Below are 18,342 nucleotides of genomic sequence, written 5' to 3' on the forward strand. Positions count from 1 at the left end.
CGGACATCGTGTCGCACTGACGAGCCTGTGTCAGTCGGCTTTCAAGGGTGGATCAGCCCTTGCGGGCCTGCCTGGATCGCGCCTGGCCTGCCTGACACGCTGGTACATCTGCGCCTGCCGCTCGGGGCCGCGTCCGGTGCCCAGCATGACCTCGCGCAACCCGGGCCTTCGCCGGCCCGGGGCGCGCCGGCCCGCTCAGGTCGCGCGCAGGTCGCGGACGCGGCGGATCTTGCCGACCGAGCGCTCGATGGTGTCCGGTTCCACCACCGTCACCTCCACCGAGACGCCGACGCCGTCCTTGACGCCCTTGGCGATCGCGGCGGCCGCGGCGGCGCGCTGCTCGGGGGCGGCTCCCGGGCGGGCTTCGACCGCGACGGACATGTGGTCCATCCGGCCGCGCTGGGTGATCTGGACCTGGAAGTGCGGTGCCACGCCGGGGGTGCGCAGCACGATCTCCTCGATCTGGGTCGGGAAGACGTTGACGCCGCGCAGGATGATCATGTCGTCGCTGCGTCCGGTCACCTTCTCCATGCGGCGGAAGGCGGGGCGTGCGGTGCCGGGAAGCAGTCGGGTCAGGTCGCGGGTGCGGTAGCGGATGATCGGCAGCGCCTGCTTGGTCAGCGAGGTGAAGACCAGCTCGCCGCTCTCGCCCTGGGGCAGGAGCTCGTCGGTGACCGGGTCGATGACCTCGGGGTAGAAGTGGTCCTCCCAGATGTGCAGCCCGTCCTTGGTCTCCACGCACTCCTGGGCCACGCCGGGGCCGATCACCTCGGAGAGGCCGTAGATGTCGACGGCGTGGATGTCGAGGCGTTCCTCGATCTCGCTGCGCATCGCCTCCGTCCACGGCTCCGCCCCGAAGATGCCGACCCGGAGGGAGGTGCTGCGCGGGTCGATGCCCTGGCGCTCGAACTCGTCCAGGAGCGTCAGCATGTAGGACGGCGTCACCATGATGATCTCGGGCCGGAAGTCCTGAATGATCTGCACCTGGCGCGCCGTCATCCCGCCGGACGCCGGGATCACCGTGCAGCCCGCGCGCTCCGCGCCGTAGTGCGCGCCGAGCCCGCCGGTGAAGAGGCCGTACCCGTAGGAGATGTGCACCTTGTGCCCCGGCCGTCCGCCCGCCGCCCGGATCGAGCGGGCGACGACGTCGGCCCACATGCTCAGGTCGTCCTCGGTGTAGCCGACGACGGTGGGCTTCCCCGTCGTCCCGCTGGACGCGTGGATGCGCCGCACCTGGTCCATCGGCACGGCGAACATGCCGAACGGATAGGTGTCACGCAGATCGGCCTTGGTGGTGAACGGGTATCGGGCCAGGTCGTCCAGGCTGCGGCAGTCGTCAGGAGTGACCCCGGCCGCGTCGAACTTGCGGCGGTACAGCTCGACGTTGTCGTACGCGTGACGCAGCGTCCACTGCAGACGTGTGAGTTGGAGCTCGCGCAGCTCGTCGCGGTCGAGAAGCTCTCCGCCGTCGAGCAGGTCGGCGGGCAGCGGTTCTCCCAGGTGGGGTGCGAGGGCCGGGGTGGTCGGCTCGACGCTCATGGTCTCTCCTTGATGCCTCTGAGGGCGCGGCTGCGACCGCGGAATTCCGCGATGACGTCACTGCCGCGCTGCACGGTCACGTCGTAGATGCCGCTGCGGCCGTAGCGGGTGCGCTCGTGGGCGGTGGCGATGAGCACGTCGCCCTCGTGTGCGGAGGCGACGAAGCTGATGTCCGCTCCGGCCGCCACGGTGACGGGGCCGGAGGAGTTGCAGGCACAGGCGAAGGCGGTGTCCGCGAGCAGGAAGAGGTAGCCCCCGTGGGCGATGCCGTGGCCGTTGACCATGGCGGGGGTGATCGTCATGCGCAGCCGTGCGGTGCCGTCGCCTGCGTCCAAGAGCTCGATGCCGAGGCTCTGCGAGGCCTTGTCGGCGGCGAACATACGCTCTGTCGGACTCGGCTCATGCCCGCTGACCTGGTGTTTGTCTTCCATTCGGGAACCTGCCCTGAGTACCGACCGAACATTCGGTTAGTTGCAGCACCGCCAACTAATCAAGCATCCGAGCTGCCTGTCAAGGGATGAAGCACGCTTCAGAGCGTGTCCTCAGCCCCCGACTTCTTCGAACGGCACCGCCCCCTGCTCCAGCAGGCCGTCTCCGACACCACCGCGACCTGGCCGCGCGGCTTGCCCCTCGGACACGCGGGCGAGAAGTCTGGGCGGACACCGCCAAGAAGGCCGGGCGGGGGCGGGCAGGCGGGAATGCCACGTCTCCGGCGGGCGTTCCTGACAGTACACTGGATGAAAACGACTTCCATTTCACTATGATGGCCACTCAGCCCACGAGCCGGACGGCCGACCTTCGCGAAGCGCGCTGAGCACCCGATCCACCCTCCGAACCGCAAGGAGAATCCAGGCATGAAGCCCGGCATCCACCCCACCTACCGACCCGTCGTCTTCCGCGACAAGGTCGGCGACACCGCCTTCCTGACCCGGTCCACCGCCACCAGCGACAAGACCGTCGAATGGGAGGACGGCAACACCTACCCCGTCATCGACGTGGAGATCTCCTCCGCCAGCCACCCCTTCTATACCGGCAACGCCCGCGTCATGGACACGGCCGGCCGCGTCGAGCGCTTCCGTCAGCGCTACGGCAATCACCCGACGGGCAACCGCTGACGCCATCCGGATCGGGAGGCGCACCGAAGCGCTGAGCGCTGCGCGGTGCGCCTCCCGGGCGTCGCTTGATACATGCAGACATCGCTATATGATGACGTCATGATACGCGCCGCCCGGGGCTTTCCGGCCGGACGCGTACGCGCGCCCGTGGGCACACCAGGTCGAACGACGCCGTTCCGTCCGAGAGGGATCCAGATGTCTGCACCGACGCTCCACGCCACCCACACCGACCACCCGCACGTCCACGGCGAGGGGTGCGGCCACGTTGCGGTCCCGCACGGCGACCACGTCGATTACGCGCACGACAACCACCTGCACCGCGCCCACGAGGGCCACGTCGACGAGTGCGCCGCGTCGGGGCACGTCGCCCACGCGGACCACGCCCACCAGCACGGCGAGGGCTGCGGCCACGTGGCCGTCCCCCACGAGGACCACGTCGACTACGTGCACGACGGCCACCGCCACGCCGGCCACGAGGGCCACTGGGACGACCACTGACACACAGGTGCTGAGACCCAGGTGCCGGATCGGGGCAGGCCGGCCGGGCGGGAATGGGTTCCATTCCCATGTCCTAAGGTATGCATATGGCAACCCGGCCCCTTCCCCCTGACCCGCATCCGGATCTGCAGGCCGCCAGCGAGCTGCTGCGTTCCCTGGCGGCCCCGGTCAGGCTGGGAATCGTCCGCGAGCTCGCCACGGGCAACCGCCGCGTCGGCGAGCTTGTCGACGCGCTCGGCGTGAGCCAGCCGCTGGTCTCCCAACACCTGCGCCTGCTGCGCGCTTCGGGCATCGTCACCGCCCATCGCCAGGCCCGCGAGGTCGTCTACGCCCTGTGCGACGAGCACATCGCTCACATCGTGCTGGACGCGATCAAGCACGCGAACGAGCCGCAGGCCACCGCTACCGAGTGACATGCTGCCTCGTCGCGCCTACTGACGTGCACCGGCGGCCATGCGGGCGGCCCGCCTGCGGGCGCGGTAGGGCGCGTGGATCAACTGGAGTTCCAGTGCGGGCGGAGGCGGCGCGAGGCCGGGGCCGCCGACGGCGGTCCAGGCGAGGAGGTCGTCGGTGCAGTCGGCGCTCGCGGCCCAGCCGACCCAGGCCGGACGTCCGCCCCGGGCGCGTCCGCGACTGGAGGGCTGGACCACGATCACATCGGCCTGACGGCAAGGTCCCAGACACTCGCTGGTCCGCACTGCGAGGCGGCCGCCGGAGGCGGCGGCTGCGGCGCGCAGCCGGTCGAGTTGGCCCGGCGCGTCCGTTCCAGGCCGCTGTTTGCCCAGGGTTCCGCAGCAGCAGCCCCGGCAGACGATCAGCGTGCACGGCAGTCCCGGACTGCGGACGGTCACCGGGCCGGTGGCGGCGCCGCTCATCGGGGCAGGGTGATCGGGAGGCGGCATGCCTGGACGCGGCCTTCCCAGTCGGCGTGGATGAGCAACTCCGGGCCGGCCCAGGCCAGGGCCGTGACGGGTTGGTCCAACTCCCGCTCGTGCGCGGGCTTCAGCTGCGCGCCGGGGCGGCCGGTGGTGGCGCGCCAGAGGGCGAGGGTACCTTCGGCTCCGGCGCTCGCGAGGATGCCGGAGCCGCCGGGGCGCCAGGCGAGAGCGGTGATGGTCTCGTGGGCGCACAGGGTGCGGGGGCGGGTGCCTTCCGGTCCCTTGCCGGAGAAGTCCCAGACGGTGATGTCGGGGGCCCCGTCGGAGGCGAGCCAGTAGCCGGTGCCGTCGAAGGCGAGGCGGGCGATCTTCTCGGGGTAGCCGTGCATGGTCAGGTCGCCGCCGTCGCGGGTGCGCCAGATGTGGATGGAGGCGTCCTGGTTGCCGCTGCAGATCCACCGCCCGGTCGGGGCGATGGCCAGCGCCAGGTGGGAGCCGAGGTAGGGGTACTCGGCGACGGGCCTGGCGGAGTGCCGTTCGTAGCAGCGGACGCCGTTGTAGGCGGTGGTGGCCAGGCGGCGGCCTTCGCGGTGCCAGGCCAGGTCGGTGACGGTGCTGGGCGCGGGCTCGGTGGCCCACAGCTCTCGGCAGTCGGGGTCCAGGACCAGGACGCGGCGGCCGGAGGCGACGGCGACCTTGTCGGGGCCGGCCCAGCACACGGCGCTGGACCACGCCTCGGTCTTGATGATGTGCGTGGAGTTGTCCGCACGGCGCCAGATCGCGTGCCCGAACGGTCCGGCGAGGGCCAGGTGCGTTCCGCTCGGGGAGAGTTGGGCCGCGAGCAGGCCGCCGGGCAGGGTGACCGTGGCGACCAGATCGCCGGTCGTCGTGTCGAGGACCCAGCAGGTGCCGTCCGCGCCCGCGACGGCGACGAGTCCGGCAGCGGCGTGGACGGCGATGGGCGCGTCGTCGACCGCCGTCTCCCACAGGGTGTCGATCTCCAGGGCGTGAGCCGTCGCGGTCATGCCGTCACCGCCACGGTGGCGGCGAGGCAGGCGGCGAAGCCCTGGTTGAGGGCGTCGCGGTCCAGGTTGCGGCCGATGAAGACCAGCCGGTTGCGGCGCGGTTCGCCGAGCTCCCACTGGCGGCCGTTCTCGCCTTCGAGGAGCATGTGGACGCCCTGGAAGACGTACTGCCGCTCTGACCCGGCGACGGCGAGGATGCCCTTGGAGCGGAAGATGTCCGCGCCCTTGGTGCGCAGCAGGGTGCCGAGCCAGGTGTTGAGGCGGTCCTCGTCGACTTCGCCTTCGAGGTCGATGCCGACCGAGGTGACAGTGGTGTCGTGCTGGTGTTCGGTGTCGGTGAGGAACTGCGGGTCCGTCTCCAGCACGCGGTCGAGGTCGAAGGCGTGCACGTCCAGCACCTTGGGCAGGTCGACCTCGGCCTGCTGGGCGGGCAGGATCTCGGCAAGCGCGTTGACCGCGCGGATCCGGGCGATCACCTCGGCCAGGGCCTGATGGTCGACCAGATCGGTCTTGTTGAGCACGATCTTGTCGGCGAACGCGATCTGCTCGAGGGCCTCGTTCTCCACGCCCTCGGGCTTGACCTCGTCGAGGTGGGTGAGGATGTGGGCTGCGTCGACGAGCGTGACGATGGCGTCCAGACGCAGCTGGGAGGCGATCTCGTCGTCCATGAAGAAGGTCTGCGCGACCGGGGCCGGATCGGCAAGTCCCGTGGTCTCGATGACGATGCGGTCGAAGCGCTCGCGGCGCCGCATCAGCGCGCCAAGGATGCGGATCAGATCGCCGCGCACGGTGCAGCAGATGCAGCCGTTATTCATCTCGAAGATCTCTTCCTGGGCGTCCAGGACGAGGGCGTCGTCGACGCCGACTTCGCCGAACTCGTTCTCGATGACGGCGATCCGCAGGCCGTGCTGCTCGGTGAGGATGCGGTTGAGCAGCGTGGTCTTGCCGGAGCCGAGGAAGCCGGTCAGCACGGTGACCGGGACCCGGGTGTCCTCCGGGTCGGCGAGGGCGGTCTCGTGGACGGTCGTTTCGGTGGTCATCTCTCTGTCCTCAGATGGTCGGGGGCGCGGCGAGCGCCTCGGCGAGCAGGTCCGGCGTGATGTCCGCGACGGGGTGGTGCAGGGCCCAGCGGCGGGATGTGCTGTCCACGGCGAGAACCGCGACGACGGTCTCGACCGGCGGGCATCCCGGTTCGCTGCAGTCGAGTTGCCGGATGACGACGATGTCCTGCTCGTCGAGGCCGAGCTGCCGGCGAGCCTGTGCCTTCATGGCAGTCAGCCGGGCTGTGGTCTGTGGTGAGGCCCGTCCGGGCAGGGCGGGTGTGGGCATGACAGGGCTGTCCCTTCGCGATGGGCAGGCGAGGAGAAGGAGGGAGGTGGTGCTGGTGCCGAAGCTGCGTCAGCTCGCGTCGGCCACCACGCTGCAGTCGGCGCACAGCCCGGTCAGTTCGACGGTTGTGCGCGACGTGCGTGAAGCCGCTGCGGGAGCCGATGGTGTCGGCCCAGCGCTCGACCAGGGCCGAGTCGACGGGGATGCTCTTCCCGCAAGCCCGGCAGAGCAGGAAGTGCCGGTGGTCGGCGCCGGGGCGGTAGCGGAAGATCCGCTCGCCCTCCGGGTCGCGCATGACATCCGCACGGCCCGCGTCGGCGAGGCCGGTCAGGGTGCGGTAGATGGTGCTCAGGCCGACCCGGGTTCCGGCGGTTATCAGGTGGGCGTGCAGGACCTGGGCGCTGACGAAGCCTTCGGTGGCGATCAACGCCCGCAGGACGGTGGTGCGCTGCTGGGTGGGCCGACCGAGCGAGGCCAGTTCCCCGTCGGAACCAGCGGGTGCGGCGGGTGCGTGTTCGGTGGTGGTCACGGCATCCTCACGAGCCCCGCGTCGAAGCTGCGTCGCTGCGACAGGTAGCCGACGCGGCTGCACGCCTCGCCGGGACGCTGTCCGAGCACCCTTATCTCGCCCGCCGCAGCGGGGACCACCCCGAGCAACACCCTCACCAGCGTCGACTTGCCGACCCCGTTCTGCCCCAGCACGGCGACGAAATCCCCGGCCTGGACCTCCAGGTCCACGCCGGACCACAGCGTCCGCCCGCCGACCTGCGCCGCCGCGCCGCACAGGCACAGCACCGGCTCGGCCCCGGGGCGCGCCGTGCTCGGCGCTCTGCCCGGTGTGGCCTCGACGGCGGTGTCGGCTGCGGCCTTGCGCGGCTGCCCTGCCTGTGCGATCGGGTTCATGCCATCACTTCCCGGTGGCCTGATGGAGGGCCTGCTCGATGCCCTGCAGCTCGGTGGTCTGCCACTGCTCGAAGGTGGCGCTCGCCGGGGTGAGGGTCTCGGTGACGGTGGCCACCGGAATGCCCTCGGACTTGGCCAGCTTCACCTGGGCAACGACGTCGGGGGTGGAGTTCTGGCTGTTGTAGACGTAGACCTTGATCTGCTTGCCCTTGATCTGCTGGTCGATCAGGGACTTGTCGGCGGCGGTCGGGTCGGTGCCCTCACTCATCGCCGTGAGGAACGTCCCCGGGGTCAGCATCTTCAGCCCCAGACCGTCGGCGAGCGGGGTCACGATCGACTCCGAGGCACCGATCGGGGTCCCGGCGTACTTCGCCTTGATGTCGCTGATGAGCTGGTTGTACTGAGCGAGCGTCTGCGTCTCGAAGGTCTGCTTCTGCTGGTCGAAGAAGGCGGCGTCGGCCGGGTCGATCTTCTTGTAGTCGGCGGTGATCCGCTCGATCATCTGGTGCACGTTGGCGGGCGAGTACCAGCGGTGCGGGTTCCCGCCGGGCTGTATGCCGACCAGGTCACCGACCTTCAGCTCGGTGCGGCCGCTGCCCGGGTTGGTCGCCAGCAGCTTGTCCGCCCAGGCGTCGTAGCCGATGCCGTTGACGATCACGTACTGCGCGGTGGTCACCGTGCGCGCGTCAGCGGCGGCTGGCTCGTAGGAGTGCGGGTCGGTGTTCGGGTTGGTGATGATGCTGGTCACGTGGACGTGGTCGCCGCCGAGCTGGGTCGCGATGCTGCCCCAGAAGTTCTCCGCTGCCGCTACCTGGATCACCTTGCCCCCCGCTGCGGCACCCGAGGCGGTCGCGCCGGACGTCGAGCCGGACGAGGAAGAGGTCGAGCAGGCACTGACGGTCGCGACCAGCGCGACCGCGGCCGCACGGAGGACCAGTCTGGCGGGGCGGCGGTTGAGCGTATGGGGCGAGGCGGGCGCGCGCATGGCAGGAGCTCCAAAGGACGTGGGTGATCCGCTGACATTCACCACGCTAGATGGAAACGGTTTTCATCACTAGCTCGAACGGGGGCGAGATGAAAACCATTGCCAAATCTTGACTTGCGGCGCCCGCCCCATCCGCTCGGGGGACTTGACGACACGCTGCGTAGACGGAGAGTCTCTATGCGTAACGGTTTTCATGTTCGTCTGGATCTCCAGGCTGCCCTCATTCATTCCAGGAGCACTGCATGTCTCTCGACGTCTCCCCCGAACTGCTCGCCCAGGCCGAACGCGGTCCGGTGAACGAGGCCGAATTCGTCGCCACGGTCCGCGATTCGCTCCCCTACGCCTACAAGACCGTCGAAGGGCTGGCCGGACGGCTCCCGCTCACCGACGCGCCCTTCGTCGACGACAACACCCCGCCCACCGACGCCGAGCGCGGCCAACTGCTGCGCGCGCTGGCCAGCAACTCGATCCGCGGCAGCCTCGAGCGCCACTTCGGCGTGACCCTCGCGTTCATGAACTGCCACCGCGTCGCCGCTTTCCGACCCGGAACCGAGCAGGACGCCGCCTACCTGGAGTTCACCTCACTGCGCTCCCAACTGCTCCGCCAGAGCCCGGAGCTGCGCAACTGCTGAGACTCCCGCGCGGCAGCGGCATCCGGGGCCGGTAGCGTCCGTTCACGTCTCCGTGGCAGAGTCGCCGTCGCAACGAACCAGGCCAAGGCCCGGCCCGCGGGGATCCCGGCGGGACGAGGGGAACCCTCGTCCGGGCCGGCCTGCTGAGCCGGAACCGGTGTCGTCGAAGCGCTCATCATGAACTCTCCCGTCCAGTCCGGTGGACTACTTGGCACCGGTGGTCTGCCGGACCAGCGCGGAGTACTGGGCGGGAGTGATCGGATTGCCCTGGCTGTCGAAGACGTTGAGCTGCTTCCCGTCGAGCTTGAGGGTGGGGGTGCCCTGGATGCCGCTGCTGTTGAACGCGGCCGATACCTTCGCCGCCCACGGCGCGTAGACGCGGTTCTGCACGGCCTTGGTGAACTGCGGCGTCACCAGGCCGGGGACCTTGCCCGCCAGGTTCAGCAGCCTGTTGAGGTTGCCGAAGCCGTCGGTCTGCTCGTCGGGCTGATTGGCGTACAGGACGTCGTGGAAGGCCTTGAACTTCGCCGTGCTCTCGTTCAACGCGGCCCCGGCGACCTGGAGGGCGTCCATCGAGCCGGTGCCACCGAGGTTGTCGTCCAGGAACGTGGCCATGTGGTACTGGATCTTGTAGGTGCCGTTGTCGGCGAGCTGCGCGATCGTGGTGCCTTCGGCCTTCTCCAGCTTGTCGCAGATCGGGCAGCGGAAGTCCTCCCAGATGTCGAGGGTGTGCTTCGCGTTCGGGTTCCCGTAGACGATCACCGTGCCGTTCTGGCCGGTGGCGTTCACCGGGACCACCAGCGACTGGCTCGCGCCGGGGCTGCTGCCGCCGTTGGTGACGACGACCGCTATGACCGCGCCCGCTACCACGACGGCCGCGACCGCGGCGCCGATGCCGATCCGGCGGAGCTTGGCCTGCTTCTGCTGCTGCGCTGCGCGCTCCTGTGCCAGGCGCTCTCGGGCCGAGGCCCGCGCCCGCTGGGTGGGTACGTCGTGGTTCTCGCTCATGACTGTCCTCAGGCAGGAAGAAATGCAAAGAAAGGGGGATGAGGCGGGGCCTGAGCAGCACAGAGAAACAGCCTGTCCGCGCGTGGCACGCGGGGAGGAGGAAGAAGGGGCTCAGGCCAGGGCGAGAGCCGGCGGGCCGCGCCGGGAGACGGCGCTGAGCAGCGCGTCCTGCGAGCCGAAAGGAGGAACGTCGGCCGGCGGAATCGGCCAGCGGGGGGCCTCGGGCAGGGCGAAGGGGGCGCAGAGCCAGACCAGCAGCGCGGCGATGCCGGGCCAGGTCGTCACGGCGATGGCGCGCAGCACAGCGAAGACCGCGGCTTCACCACGACGCAGCCACCACGCGGCGACCAGCGCGAGCACCAGGTGCACCGCCAGCAGCAGCCCGAGCTGCCCACCGGTCAACGACACCAGCGCTCGAGGCGTCTCGGACGCCATGCCCAGCAAGCCGGGCCGCACCGATCCCCCGCCACAGGCCAGCACACCCGGCCAGCCACCCAGCCCACCGCTGACGCCGGGGCCCGGCGGGCAGCTCTGCTGACCGGCGTTGAACAGAGCGTTCATGGCGACCTGGAGCGGAACCAACACGGCAGCGATGGCCCAGTACCTGCGCTCGGCGGCGCCGAGCATCAGCGCCGCACCCAGCGTGATCGTGAACGCGACCAACACCAGGTCGAGCGGCAACGGCTGCCCGGTCACCAGCAGTCGGGCACCGGCGGACAGCAGCACGGACACCGCGGCGAACACCACCGCGCGCAGGATCCGAAGCCCGTAGCCGTCCATCGTTCGGAGTATCGCACGCGGCCCTGTGAGCTGGGCAGGGCCCAGCCGGCACCCACGCGCTGCGCTCAGATCAGGAGGGCTGAACCAGCGAGCAGGTAGGCGCGTAGCTCAGGTGCGGGCCCGCACCCTGAGGCCACCGGACGGTGGCCGGACGCAACGAAGGGATCAACCGCCATGAAGCTCGCCGCCTCCGCGGCCGTCATCCTGGCCGCCGTCGCGTTCACCGCGACCGCTTGCAGCAGCTCGACTCCCTCTACCGGGGGATCTTCGACCCCGGCGCCCACGACGCCGCCCGCCTCGACCGCGCCCGCCTCCCCCGGCGCCTCAGGCACCACCGCCGGCGCGACCATCGCCGTCCGGAGCACGCCGCTGGGCAAGATCCTCGTCGACGGGCAGGGGCGCACCCTGTACCTGTTCGAGAAGGACACCTCCATGGCCTCCACCTGCTACGGACCGTGCGCCTCGGCCTGGCCGCCCGCAACGGCCACCGGTACCCCGCAGCCCGGCAGCGGCGTCACCGCGTCGCTCGTAGGCACCAGTGCGCGCACCGATCACAGCACCCAGCTGACCTACCACGGCCACCCGCTCTACACCTTCACGGGCGACGCCAAGCCCGGCGACACGACCGGTCAGGGCTCCAAGGCATTCGGCGCAGGTTGGTACGTCGTCGCCCCCAACGGGAACAAGATCGACAACAGCTGATCGCTCCGCCCGCCCCAGGGAGGCAACACGTGGCCCATCGCGCTCCAGGACCGAGCCCCGACCGGGCCGACCAGCCGCCTGCCACCCGCCGGGCCACCACCCGGCTCGTGGCGGCGGCGGTGCTGGCCGGGATGGTCTTCACCGCACTGTTCGCCTTCGGGCGCAACCACACCCCCGACTACACCAGGAGCCTGTTCGGGAACACCGGCAACGACGCCGTCGCCCTCAAGGCGCAGCTCGCCACAGGCGTCCTGGCACTCGCCGCTCTCCAGGTGGTCCTGGCTCTGTGGATCTACCGGCGCCTGCCTGCGGTCCGACGGGTCCCGCGCGCGGTGCCGCGGCTGCACCGCGTTGTCGGGCTGCTCCTGTTCGCCGCCACCGTGCCCGTCGCCGTGCACTGCATCCTCGCCTACGGCGTGCAACTGACCACGCCTCGGGTCGCGGTGCACGCGATCGCCGGATGCTTCTTCTACGGCGCCTTCGCCGCGAAGGTCCTGCTGGTGCACAGCCGCCGCCTCCCCGGCTGGGCGCTGCCCCTCGCCGGCGGGCTCCTCGTCGTCAGCGTAGGAGCCCTCTGGTACACCGCCGCGCTGTGGTACTTCAACGGCTACCACCTCCCCGGCCAGTGACGCTCAACGCCCGATGCGACGGCGCCGGGGCGGTTTTGCCGGCGGGCAGGGGGACGGCGGGGCGGGGTCGGCGGTGAGGGGTGTTGCCCGCCGGCGGGCAACACCCCTCACCATTGCCGGAACGCGGGGCGACTACTCGTGCAGGAACGTTTCGGCGAAGCTAGTGCCACCGGAGCCGAGCGCGCCGGTGCGCGCCTCGTAGGTGCCGTTCGAGCTGGGGTCGAGCGCGGCCGGACCGAAGGACCCGAGAGACTTGCCGTTGACGGTGGCCGAGCTGAAGTTGAGGGTGCCGAAGTTGGGGTAGGCCCCGGTCGGCGACTCGATGATGACCTCGGCGCTGGCCCGTCGCGCGGACAGGGACTTGCTCGTGCTGTAGGTCCAGCCTCGGGTGGAGTTGGTCAGCTTCAGGGTGTACATGCGGTTCCCGGTGTATGTCACGGAGGCGGTGATGACATCGCCGGTCGACACCGGGTACGAACTGAGACTCAGATAGACCGGGTTCGCCGGGTACATCTCGTACCAGGCCTGGTCCACGGGGCTGCCGCTGGAGCAGTCGGTCGCCACCCCGGTCTGCTCCACGGTCGAGCTGCCGTAGCCGTCGATACCCACCCACGGGGCGTAGAGGTCATTGGTGGAGTTGCAGGTCGCCTTCGCCTCGGTCCAACTCGCCGAGACCGAGGTGAAACCGCTTCCCGTGGCGGCGTAGCCGCCCCAGTTGTAGCCGTTGATGTTGTAGTGGAGCGGGCGGAACGAGAGTCCCTGAGCGGCCGCCGCGGTGACCGGCGCGGCGGGGGCGGCGAGGGCTGCCGCGGCCGCGAGGGTGACGGCACGTATCAGGAATTTGCGCATGCTGGCTCCTTCGTGAGTGACGATCAGGATGCTTGTACGCCAGCCGCCGTGTGGGCGACGGAGCAGAGCTTGCCGATTGTCATGACGCACGGCAAGAGGCCGTGCGGAGCCAAGTGTTGGGTGAATCGCCATGCCGGGTTGAAGAATCACGAAGTGTCCGGCCATAACGCCCAGGAATAATGAGAAATTTGGTCGCGATTTTGAGAACCGTCGACAACTGCTGGAGGAGCAGGTGCCCGCGCCGGAGCATGGGCCCGGTAAGAGCGGAGAGCTCCCCGTTCCACGCGGGAACGAGTCCGCCTGCCCGCACTGTGTGTTGCGCGGCTACGGCCGCCGCGCGACCTGGCGGGTAGTCAGCCGGCGCCGACCGGGCGTGTCACAGGTTCGCCCGCGAGCACGTGAGCGCCGGGACGGTCCAGGGAGTGGCCGCCGTGAGCGCCCTGGAGCGGTTGCTACGCCGGCCGGAGGGTGAGGAGTGAGATCTCGCTCGGCGCGAAGACTCGAAACGGCGGGCCCCAGAATCCGGTGCCCCGGCTGGTGTAGAGCTGGGTTCGCTCTCCGTGCCGGCTCAAGCCGCTGACGACCGGCTGGTCGATACGGACGAGGTAGTTGAACGGCCAGATCTGGCCGCCGTGAGTGTGCCCGGAGATCTGCAGGTCGATGCCGGCAGCAGCAGCCTGTCCGACGTACTTGGGCTGGTGGGCGACCAGCAGGACCGGGTGCTCCCCGTCGGTTCCCTCCAGCGCGCCGAGCAGGTTCGCTCGGTGTCCGGCCAGGCCGGACGATTCCGCGGTCACGTCGTCGACACCCGCCAGGACGAGCTGGTCGCCGCCATGACGCAGCACCAGGTGACGGTTGTGCAGCGGCTCCCAGCCGAGGTCCGCCATACGGTCCAGCCAGCCCTGCGCCTGGCTGAAGTACTCGTGGTTACCCGTGACGTAGACCTTGGCCAGCCGGGCACGGATCGTCCCCAGCGGAGCTGACTGCTCCCGGCGCTGAACGGGGGTGCCGTCCGCGATGTCCCCTGCGTGCACCACGATGTCCGCGTCGAGCGCGTTGACCGCCTCGGCCACACGCGCCGACCAGCCTGCCCGGTCGATCGGGCCGTAGTGAGTGTCGGCCAGCACCACGACCCGCGTGCCGTCCAAGCCCGCGCCCAGCCGCGGGATGCGGACCTCCAGGCGCTTCACCCGGGGCACGCGCATGGCCTCGTAGTGACCCCAGGACAGCAGCGTGGTCGCGACCACGGCGACGGCCGCGGCGATGAGGCGCGCCCGGTCGACGCCGCCCGCGCCCAGCGTGGTCAGTACGAGGTGCACGAGATCGCCCAGCACCGACCAGGTGAAGAGCACCCAGATGATCCCGAGCATGGTGTCGGCGAGGCGCGCCGCCCAGTCGACATGGCGGTGCCCATGGCCCGCGACCATCAGGAAGGGGAAGGAGACGAGGCAGACGGAGAAGAGCACCGTGCCCGCCAGGAAGACCGGGAACGGCCAGTGGACGCCGAAGCCGAACAGCGTCCACCAGGGCAGTACGAACAGCAGAGCGAGGACGAGGAAGACCACGCCTCCGCCCAGCCGCCGGCGCAGGGAACTCCGGGTGACGGCGGGTCCGGCATCGGGTGCGCTGGGGGCGGCATCCGTGTCGGGTGGCACCACGACCCCGCCGGTATCCGACTTGCTCACCCGAGCCGACCGCGATTCCATGGACGCGCCTTCCGCCACTGCGCCACCCCTCAAGTCTTCAGCCCGGACTGTTCACCGCCATCATCCCGCACAGCCCCTGCCGCCCGGCCAGGAAGGCCCAGTTCAGCGGGCGGTCAGCGTCCAGAGGTGGTCGGCGGTGCCGTTGTCCTCCCACTGCAGGACCTGTGCGCCGGAGCTTGGGCTCATGTTGGTGACGCCGAGCAGCAGGCCGCTGTTGTAGTTGGCGATCTTGTAGTGGCCGCTGCCGTCAGGGATCAACTGCCACAAGTGGTCGGCGGTGCCGCTGTCGCCCCAGATCAGTGCGGTGCCGCCGTCGCCGGTGGACATGTTGGTGATGCCCAGGAGCAGGCCGCTCGCCTTGCTGACGATCTTGTAGAGGCCCGAGCCGGACGCGACGAGGTTCCAGGTCTGCGTGGTGCTACTGCTGGGAGCGACCTGGTCGACCAGGGTGCCCTGCGCCGTGCCGGAGTTCTGAGTGTCAAGCGCCAGACCGCTGTTGACGTTCGTGATCTGGTACGAGCCGGCCAGGGACGTGGTGCTGCCGGCCGGGGTGACCACCAGGTGGTATCCGTACGCGGGATTCATCGCCACCGGCACCGTGATGGAGCCACCCGAGACGGTGTAGGTGGAGTCGGAGATGGTGAGCGGACCGGAGACGGCGCCGGTGCGGCCCTTGGACGGGGTGTACTCCAACGTGACGTTCACCGTGCTGCCGAAGGCGGCCAGCGCGCCGAGGCCCTTGACGGTGACGGCCGTCGCCCCGCTGCCTCCGCCGAAGGCGACGCTGATCTGGTTGCCCGCCCCGTTGACGGAGGCGACGCCGTCGATCCCGGTCTGGGCCGGAGGTGTGGTGACGGCCATGGTGCCGCTCATGTCCCCGTACCACTTGTAGAGCCAGTAGGAGCCGTTGGGCGAGGCACCGGTGTCGGTGAGGGTGTCACCGAGGGTGCCGTAGTGGTTCCAGAAGGCCATCTCGGCGTCGTGGACGCCCGCCCGCTCGAACTTCGCGACGTAGCCGACCATCGCGCCCGGGACGCCGACCTCGCTGGTGGTGCCGTACTCCTCGATGGCAATCGGCCGTGGGCTGATGCCCAAGCTCGACTCCAGGCTGCGGTACGCGGCGACGTCGGCGGCGATGTTCTGCGCGCCCTGCAGCTCGTGCCAGCTGACGATGTCGGGCAGCGTTCCGCTCGCCTTGGCGTCGGAGAGGAAGGTGCTGAACCAGCTCTGGTTCCACGCCGAGTAGCTGGGGCCCTGGATCGGCGTGGTCGCGTCCTTGGCGCGGACCTCCCGGTAGGTGCGGGCCCAACCGGAGTCGAAGGCACCGGCGTTGGTGGTGTCCCAGGTCCAGTCCGGCTCGTTCCACAGCTCGTAGGCGGCGATGTCCGTCGCGCCGGAGGACTTCACCGAGGCGATCTGGGTGTCCACGGCGGACAGCCAGTTGCTCCAGCTGACCCACTTGTAGGGGAAGCCGGGGTACCAGTCGGGCATCCGCACGACGACCTTGGCCCCGGCCTTGGCCGCCTCGGCCGCGACCACGAGGGCGTCGCCGCCCGGCGCGCTCTCGCCGTTGGGCAGCTGCGAGCCGCCGGGAGCCATCTGCACGAAGGTGTCCGGCTTGAGCGCCTCGACCAGGCTGTCGGCCGGGACCGTCGCGGTGTCCAGGCCGTAGAGGCTGCCCGAGGCGACATGGGTGACGCTGCGCAGGGTCTGGTCGGCGTTGACGACGAGGGTGGTCGCGGCCGTGGGGGCGGCCTGCGCCGGGGCGGCGACGAGCGGCGTCGCCGCAAGGGCGAGCGCGGCCGCACTGATCAGCGCAGCCGCCGGCGCTGTCCGGATTCTCGAAGTGGTGCTCAAAGGAATGCCCTCCTGGCTGAACGGGGTGGGGTGGGGTGGGTGGTACGACGTGACCGGGCCGGTCAGTCCTTGACGGCCCCGGCGGTGACTCCGGCAGCGACGTAGCGCTGCGCCAGGACGAGCAGCAACGCGGCAGGGACGGAGGCGACCACGGCGGTGGCCATGATCGCGTTCCACTCCTGGTTGTTGTTGCCGATGTACCGGTAGATGCCGAGGGTGATCGGCCGCAGGTCCCCGCCGCTGTCGAGCGTGTTGGCGAAGACGAAGTCGGACCAGGCCCACAGGAAGCTGAAGAGCGAGACGGTGACCACGGCATTGCGGCTGACAGGAAGGATGACGGACCGGAAGGTACGCACCGTGCCCGCACCGTCGATGCGGGCGGCGGCGGTGAGTTCGTCGGGGATGCCGGACATGAACGCCGTGAAGATCATCACGCCGAAGGGGACGGCGATGGTGGAGTCGGCGACGATCAGACCCCACCACGTGTTCATCAGTCCGGCGTTGAGGAAGATCCCGTAGAAGCCCATGGCCATCACGATGCCGGGGACCATCTGCGCGATCAGCAGCGCGACGCCGACCGCCCCCGAACCCCGGGGCCGCAGCTTGGCCAGTGCGTAGCCGGCGGGAGCGGCCAGGATCAGCGTCAGCGCGACGGTGCCCAGACCGATGAGGAGACTGGTGAGCAGGTAGGGCATCTGGTCGCGCAGGACCGCCTGGTAGCCGGCGAAGGTGGGATGCAGCGGCAACAGGTCGGGCGGGCTCTTGCGCATGTCCTGCTGGGGGGTCAGCGAGACGTTGAGCATCCAGTAGACGGGGAAGAGCATCAGCGCGGTGAGCAGGACGCCGATCACGGTGGTTCGGGTGCTGCGACGGCGGGTGGTGGCGGCGGTCATACGTGTTTCCTCTGGACGCGGATGTAGAGCAGCCCGAAGACCAGGGCGATCAGGATGAGGATGTTTCCCACGGCTGCGCCCGGTCCGAACTGCGGGAGCAGGGAGCCGAAGCCGAGGCGGTAGGACCAGGTGGCGAGGGTGGTCGAGGAGTCGCCGGGCCCGCCCTTGGTCATGATCCAGATCAGGTCGAAGACCTTGAGGGTGTAGACGAAGCCGAGCAGCAGCGTGATCGCTGACACCGGGCGCAGCAGCGGGAAGGTGATCCGCCGGAACTGCTGCCAGGTGTCGGCACCGTCGAGCGAGGCGGCCTCGTAGAGCTCGCCCGGGATGTTCTGCAGGCCGCTGTAGAGGATGACCAGGTTGAACGGGATGCCGATCCAGATGTTGGCGACGATCACCGAGGTGAGGGCCCAATCGGGCGAGGTGAGCCAGTCCACGGGAGCGACGCCGACGAAGTGGAGCGCGTAGTTGACCACGCCGGACTCACTGTTGAGCATCCACGACCAGGTCGAGGAGGAGACGATCAGGGGCAGCAGCCAAGGGATCAGGAACAGGGCGCGGAGCAGACCCGACAGCCGGAAGTTCCGGTTGAAGAAGACGGCGAGAGCCAGGCCGGCGGCGTACTGGACGGCGATGGAGCCCAAGGTGAACACCATGGTGTTGCGCAGGGCCGGCCAGAAGGTCGGGTCGTTCAGGACCTGGCGGAAGTTGTCCCAGCCGGAGTACGGAGCGTTGCCGTCGACGAAGGAGCGGACGGTGTAGTGGCGCAGGCTCAGGTCGAGGTTGCGGTAGAGCGGGTAGAGGTAGAACGCAGCGAGGTAGGCGACCACGGGCAGGATGAAGGCCCAGGCGATCAGTTGATGCTTGCGCTTCTGCCGGCGCAGGGCCGTGGGCGCGCGGGTCGCTGCGGTGCTCGCGGTCGCCCTGGACGCGGCCGGGGACCGCTGGGAGCGGTCGGCTCGGACGAGGGTCATGCGGGGGCTCCTTGCTGCGGGTGGCGGCGTCCAGGACGCG

General features: G+C 69.8%; 21 protein-coding genes and 1 pseudogene. 6 read left to right on the plus strand and 16 right to left on the minus strand.

Annotated features, from left to right (window positions below):
• Positions 1–195: 195 nt before the first annotated feature.
• Positions 196–1,539 carry a phenylacetate--CoA ligase PaaK gene (paaK, locus tag ABIA32_RS32005; RefSeq protein ID WP_370103110.1) on the minus strand — a complete coding sequence of 448 codons (1,344 nt, stop codon included), beginning with the start codon at positions 1,537–1,539 and terminating at the stop codon, positions 196–198.
• On the minus strand, positions 1,536–1,919 hold the full coding sequence (gene paaI, locus ABIA32_RS32010) for a hydroxyphenylacetyl-CoA thioesterase PaaI (protein ID WP_370103112.1): 384 nt from the start codon (positions 1,917–1,919) through the stop codon (positions 1,536–1,538). Before paaI ends, paaK begins: the two co-directional genes overlap by 4 nt.
• A gap of 474 nt (positions 1,920–2,393) precedes the next feature.
• Between paaI and ABIA32_RS32015 the strand changes: the two genes are divergently transcribed.
• The 3 genes from ABIA32_RS32015 to ABIA32_RS32025 all read left to right on the plus strand — a co-directional run bounded on the left by ABIA32_RS32015 (position 2,394) and on the right by ABIA32_RS32025 (position 3,565).
• Positions 2,394–2,654: a type B 50S ribosomal protein L31 gene (locus ABIA32_RS32015; RefSeq protein WP_370103114.1), complete on the plus strand. Its 261-nt coding sequence runs from the start codon at positions 2,394–2,396 to the stop codon at positions 2,652–2,654.
• A 195-nt stretch (positions 2,655–2,849) separates the two neighbouring features.
• The gene (locus tag ABIA32_RS32020; protein ID WP_370103116.1) at positions 2,850–3,152 is read left to right on the plus strand and encodes a hypothetical protein; all 303 of its coding nucleotides are present in this window, start codon (positions 2,850–2,852) and stop codon (positions 3,150–3,152) included.
• Positions 3,153–3,238: 86 nt separating this feature from the next.
• Entirely contained in the window at positions 3,239–3,565 is a 327-nt protein-coding gene (locus ABIA32_RS32025; RefSeq protein WP_370103118.1) for an ArsR/SmtB family transcription factor, read from the plus strand.
• An 18-nt stretch (positions 3,566–3,583) separates the two neighbouring features.
• Here the strand turns inward: ABIA32_RS32025 and ABIA32_RS32030 are convergent, their stop codons facing one another.
• From ABIA32_RS32030 to ABIA32_RS32060, 7 genes and pseudogenes are all read right to left on the minus strand, one after another.
• Complete coding sequence (locus ABIA32_RS32030; RefSeq protein WP_370103120.1) at positions 3,584–4,027, minus strand: (2Fe-2S) ferredoxin domain-containing protein; 444 nt, start codon at positions 4,025–4,027, stop codon at positions 3,584–3,586.
• On the minus strand, positions 4,024–5,055 hold the full coding sequence (locus ABIA32_RS32035; protein WP_370103122.1) for a WD40 repeat domain-containing protein: 1,032 nt from the start codon (positions 5,053–5,055) through the stop codon (positions 4,024–4,026). Before ABIA32_RS32035 ends, ABIA32_RS32030 begins: the two co-directional genes overlap by 4 nt.
• The gene (locus tag ABIA32_RS32040; protein ID WP_370103124.1) at positions 5,052–6,095 is read right to left on the minus strand and encodes a GTP-binding protein; all 1,044 of its coding nucleotides are present in this window, start codon (positions 6,093–6,095) and stop codon (positions 5,052–5,054) included. Before ABIA32_RS32040 ends, ABIA32_RS32035 begins: the two co-directional genes overlap by 4 nt.
• A gap of 10 nt (positions 6,096–6,105) precedes the next feature.
• A complete protein-coding gene (locus tag ABIA32_RS32045) occupies positions 6,106–6,324 on the minus strand; it encodes a hypothetical protein (protein ID WP_370103126.1) in 219 nt (72 codons plus the stop codon).
• A gap of 244 nt (positions 6,325–6,568) precedes the next feature.
• Positions 6,569–6,976 (minus strand): annotated as a pseudogene (locus tag ABIA32_RS32050) (Fur family transcriptional regulator); the annotation flags it as partial.
• On the minus strand, positions 6,910–7,287 hold the full coding sequence (locus tag ABIA32_RS32055) for an ATP-binding cassette domain-containing protein (protein WP_370103128.1): 378 nt from the start codon (positions 7,285–7,287) through the stop codon (positions 6,910–6,912). The pseudogene ABIA32_RS32050 and the gene ABIA32_RS32055, both read right to left, overlap by 67 nt.
• Positions 7,288–7,291: 4 nt before the next feature.
• Positions 7,292–8,272, minus strand: a complete 981-nt coding sequence (locus ABIA32_RS32060) for a metal ABC transporter solute-binding protein, Zn/Mn family (RefSeq protein ID WP_370103130.1) — start codon at positions 8,270–8,272, stop codon at positions 7,292–7,294.
• Between the two features lie 242 nt (positions 8,273–8,514).
• On the opposite strand from ABIA32_RS32060, the gene ABIA32_RS32065 reads away from it, so the two are divergent.
• A complete protein-coding gene (locus ABIA32_RS32065) occupies positions 8,515–8,904 on the plus strand; it encodes an SCO5389 family protein (protein ID WP_370103132.1) in 390 nt (129 codons plus the stop codon).
• A gap of 204 nt (positions 8,905–9,108) precedes the next feature.
• Here the strand turns inward: ABIA32_RS32065 and ABIA32_RS32070 are convergent, their stop codons facing one another.
• Both ABIA32_RS32070 and ABIA32_RS32075 read right to left on the minus strand, forming a co-directional pair.
• Positions 9,109–9,912: a thioredoxin domain-containing protein gene (locus tag ABIA32_RS32070; protein ID WP_370103134.1), complete on the minus strand. Its 804-nt coding sequence runs from the start codon at positions 9,910–9,912 to the stop codon at positions 9,109–9,111.
• A 111-nt stretch (positions 9,913–10,023) separates the two neighbouring features.
• The gene (locus ABIA32_RS32075) at positions 10,024–10,692 is read right to left on the minus strand and encodes a hypothetical protein (protein WP_370103136.1); all 669 of its coding nucleotides are present in this window, start codon (positions 10,690–10,692) and stop codon (positions 10,024–10,026) included.
• Positions 10,693–10,866: 174 nt separating this feature from the next.
• Here ABIA32_RS32075 and ABIA32_RS32080 point away from each other — a divergent pair, with 174 nt between their 5' ends.
• Together ABIA32_RS32080 and ABIA32_RS32085 are read left to right on the plus strand one after the other, a co-directional pair.
• On the plus strand, positions 10,867–11,394 hold the full coding sequence (locus ABIA32_RS32080; protein WP_370103138.1) for a hypothetical protein: 528 nt from the start codon (positions 10,867–10,869) through the stop codon (positions 11,392–11,394).
• Between the two features lie 29 nt (positions 11,395–11,423).
• The gene (locus ABIA32_RS32085) at positions 11,424–12,023 is read left to right on the plus strand and encodes a DUF6529 family protein (RefSeq protein WP_370103140.1); all 600 of its coding nucleotides are present in this window, start codon (positions 11,424–11,426) and stop codon (positions 12,021–12,023) included.
• A 132-nt stretch (positions 12,024–12,155) separates the two neighbouring features.
• Here ABIA32_RS32085 and ABIA32_RS32090 read toward each other — a convergent pair whose 3' ends face one another.
• The 5 genes from ABIA32_RS32090 to ABIA32_RS32110 form a co-directional block, all read right to left on the minus strand.
• On the minus strand, positions 12,156–12,872 hold the full coding sequence (locus tag ABIA32_RS32090; RefSeq protein ID WP_370103142.1) for a G1 family glutamic endopeptidase: 717 nt from the start codon (positions 12,870–12,872) through the stop codon (positions 12,156–12,158).
• 452 nt (positions 12,873–13,324) lie between these two features.
• Entirely contained in the window at positions 13,325–14,578 is a 1,254-nt protein-coding gene (locus tag ABIA32_RS32095; protein WP_370103144.1) for a metallophosphoesterase, read from the minus strand.
• A 102-nt stretch (positions 14,579–14,680) separates the two neighbouring features.
• Positions 14,681–16,435, minus strand: a complete 1,755-nt coding sequence (locus ABIA32_RS32100) for an RICIN domain-containing protein (RefSeq protein WP_370103146.1) — start codon at positions 16,433–16,435, stop codon at positions 14,681–14,683.
• A 62-nt stretch (positions 16,436–16,497) separates the two neighbouring features.
• Positions 16,498–17,328 (minus strand): carbohydrate ABC transporter permease, encoded by an 831-nt coding sequence (locus ABIA32_RS32105; protein WP_370103148.1) that lies wholly within the window; start codon positions 17,326–17,328, stop codon positions 16,498–16,500.
• Entirely contained in the window at positions 17,325–18,302 is a 978-nt protein-coding gene (locus ABIA32_RS32110) for a carbohydrate ABC transporter permease (RefSeq protein ID WP_370103150.1), read from the minus strand. The genes ABIA32_RS32105 and ABIA32_RS32110 overlap by 4 nt, the downstream gene beginning before the upstream one ends.
• Positions 18,303–18,342 lie beyond the last annotated feature (40 nt).

This window comes from Streptacidiphilus sp. MAP12-20, from assembly GCF_041262525.1.
Lineage (GTDB): Bacteria > Actinomycetota > Actinomycetes > Streptomycetales > Streptomycetaceae > Streptacidiphilus.

Excerpts from the sequence above, each read along its gene's own strand:
- paaK (WP_370103110.1), bottom strand. The coding sequence starts at position 1,539 with ATGAGCGTCGAGCCGACCACCCCGGCCCTCGCACCCCACCTGGGAGAA.
- paaI (WP_370103112.1), bottom strand. The coding sequence starts at position 1,919 with ATGTTCGCCGCCGACAAGGCCTCGCAGAGCCTCGGCATCGAGCTCTTG.
- ABIA32_RS32015 (WP_370103114.1), top strand. The coding sequence starts at position 2,394 with ATGAAGCCCGGCATCCACCCCACCTACCGACCCGTCGTCTTCCGCGAC.
- ABIA32_RS32020 (WP_370103116.1), top strand. The coding sequence starts at position 2,850 with ATGTCTGCACCGACGCTCCACGCCACCCACACCGACCACCCGCACGTC.
- ABIA32_RS32025 (WP_370103118.1), top strand. The coding sequence starts at position 3,239 with ATGGCAACCCGGCCCCTTCCCCCTGACCCGCATCCGGATCTGCAGGCC.
- ABIA32_RS32030 (WP_370103120.1), bottom strand. The coding sequence starts at position 4,027 with ATGAGCGGCGCCGCCACCGGCCCGGTGACCGTCCGCAGTCCGGGACTG.
- ABIA32_RS32035 (WP_370103122.1), bottom strand. The coding sequence starts at position 5,055 with ATGACCGCGACGGCTCACGCCCTGGAGATCGACACCCTGTGGGAGACG.
- ABIA32_RS32040 (WP_370103124.1), bottom strand. The coding sequence starts at position 6,095 with ATGACCACCGAAACGACCGTCCACGAGACCGCCCTCGCCGACCCGGAG.
- ABIA32_RS32045 (WP_370103126.1), bottom strand. The coding sequence starts at position 6,324 with ATGAAGGCACAGGCTCGCCGGCAGCTCGGCCTCGACGAGCAGGACATC.
- ABIA32_RS32055 (WP_370103128.1), bottom strand. The coding sequence starts at position 7,287 with ATGAACCCGATCGCACAGGCAGGGCAGCCGCGCAAGGCCGCAGCCGAC.
- ABIA32_RS32060 (WP_370103130.1), bottom strand. The coding sequence starts at position 8,272 with ATGCGCGCGCCCGCCTCGCCCCATACGCTCAACCGCCGCCCCGCCAGA.
- ABIA32_RS32065 (WP_370103132.1), top strand. The coding sequence starts at position 8,515 with ATGTCTCTCGACGTCTCCCCCGAACTGCTCGCCCAGGCCGAACGCGGT.
- ABIA32_RS32070 (WP_370103134.1), bottom strand. The coding sequence starts at position 9,912 with ATGAGCGAGAACCACGACGTACCCACCCAGCGGGCGCGGGCCTCGGCC.
- ABIA32_RS32075 (WP_370103136.1), bottom strand. The coding sequence starts at position 10,692 with ATGGACGGCTACGGGCTTCGGATCCTGCGCGCGGTGGTGTTCGCCGCG.
- ABIA32_RS32080 (WP_370103138.1), top strand. The coding sequence starts at position 10,867 with ATGAAGCTCGCCGCCTCCGCGGCCGTCATCCTGGCCGCCGTCGCGTTC.
- ABIA32_RS32090 (WP_370103142.1), bottom strand. The coding sequence starts at position 12,872 with ATGCGCAAATTCCTGATACGTGCCGTCACCCTCGCGGCCGCGGCAGCC.
- ABIA32_RS32095 (WP_370103144.1), bottom strand. The coding sequence starts at position 14,578 with ATGGAATCGCGGTCGGCTCGGGTGAGCAAGTCGGATACCGGCGGGGTC.
- ABIA32_RS32105 (WP_370103148.1), bottom strand. The coding sequence starts at position 17,328 with ATGACCGCCGCCACCACCCGCCGTCGCAGCACCCGAACCACCGTGATC.
- ABIA32_RS32110 (WP_370103150.1), bottom strand. The coding sequence starts at position 18,302 with ATGACCCTCGTCCGAGCCGACCGCTCCCAGCGGTCCCCGGCCGCGTCC.